The 307-nt window shown below is 43.0% G+C and carries 1 protein-coding gene; it reads left to right on the top strand.

Annotated features, from left to right (window positions below; all coding sequences use genetic code 11):
• Positions 1–307: hypothetical protein (locus tag E1171_RS23065; RefSeq protein ID WP_222931259.1), on the top strand; the 307-nt coding region annotated here is incomplete at both ends.

Here is a 307-nt window from a genome sequence, read left to right as displayed (position 1 = left end):
TAACAGCTTAACTTTTAACGGAAATACCACGACCACAGGGGCTTTGAGTTTTGGTAGTTCCAAACGCCAAATGATTAATCTTTGGAACACCAATTATGGAATTGGTATACAATCAAGTACTCAATATTACAGGACTGCGGCCCATTTCGCTTGGTTTAGGGGAGGAAGTCATAGCGATTCTGGCTTTGATCCCGGATCAGGAGGTAGTGTCATGATGGTATTAAATGATTCTGGCAATTTAGGCATTGGTACCACAAGCCCTTCTATAGACCTGGCTATTGGAGACAGTGATACAGGTTTGCAGCAG

It is taken from the genome of Xanthovirga aplysinae (assembly GCF_009711365.1).
Lineage (GTDB): Bacteria > Bacteroidota > Bacteroidia > Cytophagales > Cyclobacteriaceae > Xanthovirga > Xanthovirga aplysinae.
This window is presented reverse-complemented; position numbering and strand designations above follow the sequence as displayed.